The organism is Pontibacterium granulatum (genome assembly GCF_029961155.1).
GTDB classification, from domain to species: domain Bacteria; phylum Pseudomonadota; class Gammaproteobacteria; order Pseudomonadales; family Balneatricaceae; genus Pontibacterium; species Pontibacterium granulatum.
On sequence record NZ_JASBRH010000018.1, the window covers coordinates 71,231 to 79,365 of the forward strand.

Consider the following 8,135-nt stretch of genomic DNA (forward strand, 5'->3'; position numbering starts at 1 on the left):
CTGAAGCAGGTGAGATAGGAACATAACAATGACAATCAAGCTGAACTGCGATCTCGGCGAAAGCTATGGCGCCTGGACTATGGGTCTGGACGCAGCCGTGATGCCCCACATCGATCAGGCGAATATCGCTTGTGGCTTCCACGCCGGTGATCCACTGGTTATGCAGCGCACCCTCGCGCTGGCAAAAGAAAACAATGTGATGGTAGGTGCCCACCCGGGCTACGCAGATCTGGTTGGCTTTGGTCGTCGTTCTATGAACTGTCAGCCTGCTGAAATCGTTGCCCTGATGCACTACCAAATCTCCGCATTGGACGGTATGGCCCGCACTCAGGGTCTGGAATTGAGCTACGTAAAACCTCACGGTGCTCTGTATAACGACATGATGGCAAAAGACGAAGTGCGCGCGGCCGTTATGCAGTCTGTTGCTGAATTCCACCGTCCAATCGCGTTGATGCTGCAGGCAACTCCACAGTGCGAACTGCACCGTGAAGAAGCAAAAGCTGTTGGCATCGAAGTTCTGTTTGAGGCGTTTGCTGACCGTTGCTACGACGATGATGGCAAACTGCTGGCACGATCCAAGCCGGGCGCGGTGCACAACCGCGAGAAAATGCTGGCTCAGGTTGAGCAGCTGTGTCGTGAAGGTACATTGACCACCGTTAGTGGCAACATCCTTAGAATCGAAGCGGACACTCTGTGTGTTCACGGCGACAACGAAGAGGGTGTGCGTGCTATCGAAGCGATCCGTGGAGTGATCGAAGCATGAGAATTGAGGTTGCAGGCGAAAATGCCCTGATCCTCTATTTGGGCGAACACGGCGAGCCGGGTACGGCAAACCGCGTAGAGCAGGCAGCGCGTCTCCTGAAGCAGGAGTTGGGTGACTGCCTGGTTGATCTGGTGCCATCCTATGCATCCGTTCTGCTGATTTTCGATATGTTCCGTTGCGATCACCTTCATATCCGTGCCGGAATCCGCAAGGTGATGAATGAACTGTCTGACGAAGCATCCGAAGAAGGTCGCATCGTAACGCTGCCGGTGTTCTACGGCACTGAAGCGGGTGCTGATCTGGAGCAGTTGGCACGCAATGCAGGTCTGACCACCGAAGAGGTGATCCAGATTCATACGGCGGGTGAGTACCGCGTATACGCAATTGGTTTCGCGCCGGGCTTTGCATACTTGGGGGATGTAGATGAGCGCATCGCTGCGCCACGTCTGTCTACGCCGCGTCAGCGTGTGCCGCGTGGCGCTGTGGGTATTGCTGATCGTCAGACCGCAATCTACCCGGCAGTATCTCCGGGCGGTTGGAACCTGATTGGCCGCTGCCCGCAGCGGATGTTCGATCCCGATGCACAGCCAACCATGCCGGTACAGGTGGGTGATCGTGTACGTTTCGAATCGATCAGTCGCGACGATTTCTTCTCACTGGGAGGTACCTTAGATGACGCATAACGCGAACACTGAAGGCTTCCTGGTACGCCAGCCAGGCCTGATGACACTGATTCAGGATGCAGGCCGTTTTGGCCAGCACGGCATCGGTCTGACCTGCGGTGGTCCGCTGGACGCCGAAGCATTTGGTTGGGCCAACCGCCTGTGTGGCAACGATGAACGTGCTACCGCACTGGAAGTGAGCTTCGGCGGTCTTACGCTGGAAGCCCAGACTACAACGCGTCTGGCAGTCACCGGTGCCGAGATTCCTCTGTCCATCAACGGTCAGGAAAAAGAGCTGTGGCGCAGTCACCCGGTCAACGCGGGCGACGTGATTGAGCTGGGGTACGCAACCCAAGGTTGTCGCGCCTATTTGGCCGTTGCCGGGGGCTTTGATATCCCGCACAGCTTTGGCAGTGCTGCAACCGTAAGCCGCGAATCGATCGGTGGTCTGAACGGCGGCAAGCTGGAGCCGAACGATTTTCTGGCTTGTGCAGCGACCTCTGCAAAAGGCTGTTTGGCGCTGGCGGATAAACACCGTCCGACTTACGGTACGGAAGCGCACCTGCGTGTGATTCTGGGTTATCAGAAGCAGGCATTCAGCGACCTGCAGATCGCACGTTTCTTCAACAGCGAATACACGACTACGGACCGCAGTGACCGTATGGGTTACCGCCTGAATGGTCCTGAGATCAAGCCTGCTATCGATGGCATCCTGTCTGAGGGTATCTGTCATGGTGCGATCCAGGTTCCGGCCGATGGCCAGCCAATTATCCTGCTGAACGACCGCCAGACCATCGGTGGTTACCCAAAACTGGGTTCAGTACTGTCTCTGGATACAGCCAAACTGTGTCAGCTGACCCCAGGGGCAACCATTACGTTTGAGGCGATCACCATTGATGACGCCCATAACCTGCACTTGCTGGCCAAGCACCGTACGTCGGTGACCGAGCCAGAAGCGTGCTAAGAACAATAACTGGAGATCGTTCGTGAATATGAAACAGGAAATTACCCCGCAGGCTCAGCTGCAAGAAGCTATGAAACTCAGCCTGTCGATTGAAGAACTGTTGGTATCTCGTAACCTCCGTGGCATGAAAACAGTGCAGGGCATGATGCTGCCAGGTTACTGCCTGCGTGCAGCGATGATGATGCAGCAGTGCAAAGGCAACGTACTGATCGGTACCGGCTTTCCGGTAGCGGGCACCTTTGAGACCGATGGCCCAGTGGGTGCGATCTCCCTGTACAAAGCGTTTGAAGCGTGCGGTGCGACCCCAATCATGGTGTGTGGCGATCCGTTGGCTAGCGCAATGGAATCTGACTACCGCATCCACAAACTGCCGGTAGGTGAACTGAGCCGTGAAGAACGTCTGCAGGCTGCTGACGAAATTCTGGCCCGGTACAACCCGCAGCTGGTGATCTCTATCGAGCGTCCAGGGCAGGCAGAAGATGCCGGTTACTACAACATGCGCGGCGAATCCATTACCTCGAACGCGGCAAGCTTCGATGAGATCATGCAGGAAGCGGGCTGCCCGTCCATTGCAATCGGCGACGGCGGCAACGAGATCGGTATGGGTAACGTACGTCCGGCCCTGCGTAGCCTGGACATCACACCCGCTGTAACCCGCTGTTCTGAGCTGGTTGTAGCTGACGTATCCAACTGGGGCGGCCATGCGCTGGTTGCTCTGATGGGTTGGTTGAACGGTCAGGACCTGCTGGCTGACTTCGACAACCTGGAAGTACTGCAGTACCTGTCCGAGCGCGGCAGTGTTGACGGAGTAACCCGTGACAACACCCTGACCGAAGACAGCCTGCCCGCAGAAGACGGTGTGTCCATGCTGCTGGAACTGCGCAAACTGACAGGCTTCGCCTGATCTGAATTTAGACACCCCTGCGAAAGCAGGGGGTGAGTGAGACTTAATTTTTGAAAAAGGTGGTCGCGTGAGGGGACTCACGATCAGAGACTGCCAAGTTTGGAGTTTGTTATGAGTATTGTTTATCTAAACGGATCCTATATGCCAATGTCCGAAGCGAAGATCTCGCCAATGGACCGTGGCTTCCTGTTCGGTGACGGCATCTACGAGGTGATCCCTTCTTACGATGGCAAACTGGTTGGTTTTGGCCCTCACATCGACCGCATGAACGAAGGTCTGGGCTTCATCGACGTTAAGTTCAACTACTCCCACGCTGACTGGCGTGCAGTATGTGAAAACCTGATTGAAAAGAACGGTGGCGGTAACCTGGGCATCTACCTGCACGTATCCCGTGGTGCAGACAGCAAGCGTTTCCACGCGTACCCAGAAGATATCGAAGCGACCGTTTTCGCATTCGTATTCGAAATCCCAGCTGCGCCTGTTGCAGACAAAGAAGTTGCTAAAGCTTACAAAGTATCCAGCACCGAAGACCTGCGTTGGAAGCGTTGTAACATCAAATCCACTGCACTGCTGGGTAACGTAATGCACTTCCAGCAGGGCCATGCGTCCGGCAACAACGAAATCCTGCTGTACAACGCTGACGGCGAACTGACTGAAGGTTCTGCATGTAACGCATACATCGTAAAAGACGGCGTTGTGATCACTCCGCCGCTGGACAACCAGATCCTGCCAGGTATTACTCGTCTGATGCTGCTGGACATCCTGAACAAAGACGGCTCTATCAAAGTAGAAGAGCGCGTTGTAACTATGGATGAAGTACGCAACGCAGACGAAATCTGGCTGACCAGCTCCAGTAAAGAGATCGCTCCAGTTGTAGAACTGGACGGCCAGCCTGTAGGCGACGGCAACATCGGCGACGTGTGGGTTAAAGCACAGGCGCTGTACTCTGCTGGTAAATACGACTACTAAGTCGATTTACAACGTAAGCGAATTCGGGTGATTGCCTTACCGGGCGGTTACCTGTCCCTTCTTACCTTACAAATGGTAAGACCCAGCGCTTTGATGTAACTCGGGTGGCGTTGCGCATATATAGTCATTCGAGAAGCAACCTAGCGTGCTCGCTCTACCGGTTTATGGATGAACCGCACTCACATGGAGGGGCTTATGCCCCTCTTTTTTCGTCTGTCCAAAGGTCTCATCGACCAACTGTCTATGCGCGTAACTTAATCGTTGTGTTACGGTCAAATTGACTATAATTGGAAGCGCGTTTTGCCACGGACCGTATCGATGCAGAAGCAATCGTACAAAGATCTCGTTAGCCTATTTCCTCCTTCAGTTTGTCGTGATCTCGCCATGTTTGGGGCGCTCCCCGACGACAGCCTTGCCTACCTGATGGAAGAGGGTAATCTCTACCACGGTATGCCCGGCGATGTGCTGTACGCACTGAATGATAAATCTGAGTCCTTCTTCATCGTCCTCAGCGGCGGTACCCGTTTCCACAAGGCCAAAGAAGCCTGTGGCCAGATGGTAAAGCTGCGTTACTACGGGCCCGGTGAACAGGTTGGGTTTGTGGGCATGATAGGCCTGCAGAAACGCCACGGGAACCAGGTTATGGAGGATGAAGGTTATCTGCTGGAGATCCCGGCAGAGTTGTTTCATCGCTTCTGCGAGAAGTTTCCGGAAGAGTTCAAAATCCTGATGATTAACGTCACCCGCGAAATGAGCCGCGAAATCGCAGATCTCGACACGATGTGCACCGAGTACAAGTGATCTAGCGCTCGATATCTGCATCACGACGTAGGTTGGCCTTCACGCAGTGAAGCCCAATACCTGCCACTTCTCCAAATCTATATCTCATACTTGTCTACACAATATGCTCTTTCTCGTTGCTTAAAGTCGGCAAACTGCTTGGCGATAGTGTTTGTAGTTCGGCTGGGGAGGAGGTCACCGCGATCGACTGCCATTCCTTTGTTTGATGTCGCCCTCGGATAGGGCTGCTGCAGGGCACACGAAAAAGGGGACCGAATCAGATTCAGTCCCCTTTTTATTGCGGCGCGAGCCAAGTGCGGTTTGTAGGGTAGCCTCGTCGTCATCGAAGGTGATTAGGCTGCCGGTAGCGTGAACTCTACCCTATAGCTGCGCCGATACCCACAACCTTTAGCTCGCTACGCAGCTGCGTACAGAGTTGTCCGCAGGCTTCGCATCCGCAGGCTGGCCCGCTTTTGGATCAACCACACGTACAGTGGCAACCTTGTTCTGGGTGAAGAAGTCGATTGCGTCTTTGCCCTGAACCTTGTTGTTACCCACCAGAGAGCCCTTGATACCGCCGAACGGCAGGTAAGGGTGCGGTGCACAGATGCCTACGTTCACGCCGACCATACCAACGTCCGCTTCGTTGATGAACTTTTCGGTGTAGAAGGCGTTCTGGGTGAAGATTACCGCACCGTTGCCCATGTCATGGTTTTTGATTGCACGCAGGGCGCCGTTGATGCAGCCCACTTTCATGACACTCAGAACAGGGCCGAAGATCTCTTCGCGAGCGATCTGCATACATGGGGTTACGTCTGTGAACACGGTTGGGCCAACGTAATAACCGTCTTTGTCGGCGTCAGCAACGTCTGGGTTGCGACCGTCCAGAGCCAGGGTGGCGCCTTCGTTCTGGCCGATTTCGATGTAGTTTTCGATCCGCTCCTTGGCCTTGGCGGAGATCACCGGGCCCATGAATACGTCTGGGTTCATTGCATTGCCGACAGTTACGTTCTTGGATGCTTCAAGCAGACGTTCAACGAATTCGTCGTAGATCTCGGAAACTACCGCGATGTTAGATACCGCCAGGCAGCGCTGGCCGGCAGAGCCGTAACCGGACATCAGGATGTTCTCGATGGTCAGGTCCATCGGTGCATCTTCCATCACTGCCGCGAAGTTCTTGGCACCACCCAGCAGCATGGTCTTCTTACCGTTGCGGCCACAGCCTTCAGCGATCGCTTTTGCAGTTGGCGTGGAACCTACCAGACATACGCCTGCTACGTTTTCGTCGTCGTACCATGCTTCTACAGTTTCACGGTCGCCGTGCACGATATTTACTACGCCGTCTGGCAGACCGGTGTCCTGCATCAACTGCATCATCTTCTGCATGAACAGCGGAGATTCAGTGGAGGGCTTGTACACGAAGGTGTTGCCGGTGCCGATTGCGAATGGGATAAACCAACCGAATACCAAGGCAGGGAAGTTGAACGGCGCCACACCACAGAATACACCCAGTGGCGCTTTGATCAGGCGGCCATTGATGTTGTTGGCAATACCCTGAACCGTTTCACCCTGGATCAGAGATGGGATGGAGCAAGCCATCTGCAGGATCTCCATGACACGACCCACTTCACCGCGCGCTTCAGCGATGTGTTTTGCCTGGTCGATGGCGATGGATTCCGCCAGCATCTCTTTGTTTTCTGCCATCGCTGTGTACATCTTGAAGATGTAGTCCATACGCTTAGGCAGTGGGGTTGCGCTCCATGTCGGGAATGCTTCTGCAGCTGCAGCGACTGCTGCACGAGAGGTTTCTGGTGAAGACAGCGGTACTTCCCCGATCACCGCGCCCGTGGATGGATTACGCAGCGGCTCGTACTGGCCGTTGCTCTCATCTACCCAGGAGCCGTTGATGTGGTTTTTTATTTTGATGTATGGGGTCGTCATGAATCTTTTCCCGTTTTTCTGATTGGTCAATTCCACCGAAGAGGTTGTGTTAGTGCTCTGGCTGAAGGTGCGGCTCGTACGTGACGCAACATTTATCAGATATCGGGCCCTGAGAAATGCAGCGTCGGGTTTGATTCACCTTCAGCACCGATGCCACCTAATTACACCGGTAAGAAACAAGAACTGGATCGCAGTGTGTTGTTTCTACAGAGCACTAACAGAACCTCTCCGTTAGCTCATGTGACCAATATAAATTTGGCAAGGGCTAGACCTATAGACCCAACGTTGGAGTGATTGGTGGTTCCAGGCTTGAGGCCACGTATTACGGGGGATTTAGAACGTTTTGTAGGGCAGCCTCTAGGCTGCCGGCAGGCTGAAGCCTGCCCTACAAAGGCAGGGGGAAAGCACCATAAAAAAGCCCCTGAGAACAGGGGCAAGGCGTCGCAAATGCTAAAAGCGAACAAACGGTAAAACAGGGAGGTATTGCGTTTAATATCCCATCAGCAGTTTCGGCAGGAACAGCGACAGCTCTGGGACGAAGGTCACCAGGAACACCATCGGCAGGTGGCCGAAGCAGAGGAATTTCAGAGTAGGGGTAATGTACCGGTCCAAAGACAGCTTACTTACCCCGCCCGCCATGTAGAGCATCGGCGCACATGGCGGTGATACGTTTCCGAGGCCAAGGTTCACGCCCACAACCGCAGCAAAGTGGATCGGGTCGATGCCCAGCTCGTTGATGATTGGCAGGAAGATAATTGCCGCCAATACACTGCCGGAGATGTCATCCACGATCATACCGATCAACAACAGCAGCAGGTTGATCAGTAGCAACAGCACATACGTGTTGTCAGAGACCGTTAACAGTGCCTGCGCCAGGTCACGCGGAACTTGTTCCATGATCATTGCGCGGCTCATGATGAACAGGAAGAACAATACGGCCATGATAGAACCGGTCATGGTTACCGCACGCACGGTTACCGCGCCCAGGCTTTGTAGCGACATCCCCTTATAGATAAACAAGCCCACCGGGATCGCGTAGATCACCGCGATGGCCGCAGCTTCCGTGGGTGTCGCGATACCGCTGTAGATTGCACCCAGAATGATCAGGGGCATCAGCAGGGCGAATGCCGCGTTGTAACCGGTCTTCACCAC

The 8,135-nt window shown here is 54.4% G+C and carries 8 protein-coding genes; 6 read left to right on the forward strand and 2 right to left on the reverse strand.

The genetic code is table 11. From position 1 onward, the window contains the following. Positions 1-28 precede the first annotated feature (28 nt). The 6 genes from QKW35_RS15630 (at position 29) to QKW35_RS15655 (ending at position 5,063) form a co-directional block, all read left to right on the forward strand. Positions 29-763 carry a 5-oxoprolinase subunit PxpA gene (locus QKW35_RS15630; protein WP_282354540.1) on the forward strand — a complete coding sequence of 245 codons (735 nt, stop codon included), beginning with the start codon at positions 29-31 and terminating at the stop codon, positions 761-763. Beyond that, complete coding sequence (gene pxpB, locus QKW35_RS15635; protein ID WP_282354541.1) at positions 760-1,446, forward strand: 5-oxoprolinase subunit PxpB; 687 nt, start codon at positions 760-762, stop codon at positions 1,444-1,446. The genes QKW35_RS15630 and pxpB overlap by 4 nt, the downstream gene beginning before the upstream one ends. Next, positions 1,436-2,389 (forward strand): 5-oxoprolinase subunit C family protein, encoded by a 954-nt coding sequence (locus QKW35_RS15640; RefSeq protein WP_282354543.1) that lies wholly within the window; start codon positions 1,436-1,438, stop codon positions 2,387-2,389. The genes pxpB and QKW35_RS15640 overlap by 11 nt, the downstream gene beginning before the upstream one ends. Positions 2,390-2,417: 28 nt before the next feature. Continuing rightward, entirely contained in the window at positions 2,418-3,293 is an 876-nt protein-coding gene (locus QKW35_RS15645) for a DUF4392 domain-containing protein (protein WP_282354552.1), read from the forward strand. Between the two features lie 111 nt (positions 3,294-3,404). Beyond that, entirely contained in the window at positions 3,405-4,262 is an 858-nt protein-coding gene (locus tag QKW35_RS15650; RefSeq protein WP_282354545.1) for a D-amino acid aminotransferase, read from the forward strand. A 384-nt stretch (positions 4,263-4,646) separates the two neighbouring features. Beyond that, positions 4,647-5,063 carry a Crp/Fnr family transcriptional regulator gene (locus QKW35_RS15655; RefSeq protein ID WP_282354546.1) on the forward strand — a complete coding sequence of 139 codons (417 nt, stop codon included), beginning with the start codon at positions 4,647-4,649 and terminating at the stop codon, positions 5,061-5,063. A 387-nt stretch (positions 5,064-5,450) separates the two neighbouring features. On the opposite strand, the gene mmsA is transcribed toward QKW35_RS15655, so the two are convergent. Both mmsA and QKW35_RS15665 read right to left on the reverse strand, forming a co-directional pair. After that, positions 5,451-6,983, reverse strand: a complete 1,533-nt coding sequence (mmsA, locus tag QKW35_RS15660; RefSeq protein WP_282354547.1) for a CoA-acylating methylmalonate-semialdehyde dehydrogenase — start codon at positions 6,981-6,983, stop codon at positions 5,451-5,453. Positions 6,984-7,472: 489 nt separating this feature from the next. Further along, on the reverse strand, positions 7,473-8,135 hold a 663-nt coding region (locus QKW35_RS15665; protein ID WP_282354548.1), incomplete at its 5' end, for a TRAP transporter large permease subunit.

Bases quoted from the DNA above. Each gene is read 5' to 3' on its own strand.
- QKW35_RS15650 (WP_282354545.1), top strand. From the start codon at position 3,405: ATGAGTATTGTTTATCTAAACGGATCCTATATGCCAATGTCCGAAGCG.
- QKW35_RS15645 (WP_282354552.1), top strand. From the start codon at position 2,418: ATGAAACAGGAAATTACCCCGCAGGCTCAGCTGCAAGAAGCTATGAAA.
- QKW35_RS15655 (WP_282354546.1), top strand. From the start codon at position 4,647: ATGTTTGGGGCGCTCCCCGACGACAGCCTTGCCTACCTGATGGAAGAG.
- QKW35_RS15630 (WP_282354540.1), top strand. From the start codon at position 29: ATGACAATCAAGCTGAACTGCGATCTCGGCGAAAGCTATGGCGCCTGG.
- pxpB (WP_282354541.1), top strand. From the start codon at position 760: ATGAGAATTGAGGTTGCAGGCGAAAATGCCCTGATCCTCTATTTGGGC.
- mmsA (WP_282354547.1), bottom strand. From the start codon at position 6,983: ATGACGACCCCATACATCAAAATAAAAAACCACATCAACGGCTCCTGG.
- QKW35_RS15640 (WP_282354543.1), top strand. From the start codon at position 1,436: ATGACGCATAACGCGAACACTGAAGGCTTCCTGGTACGCCAGCCAGGC.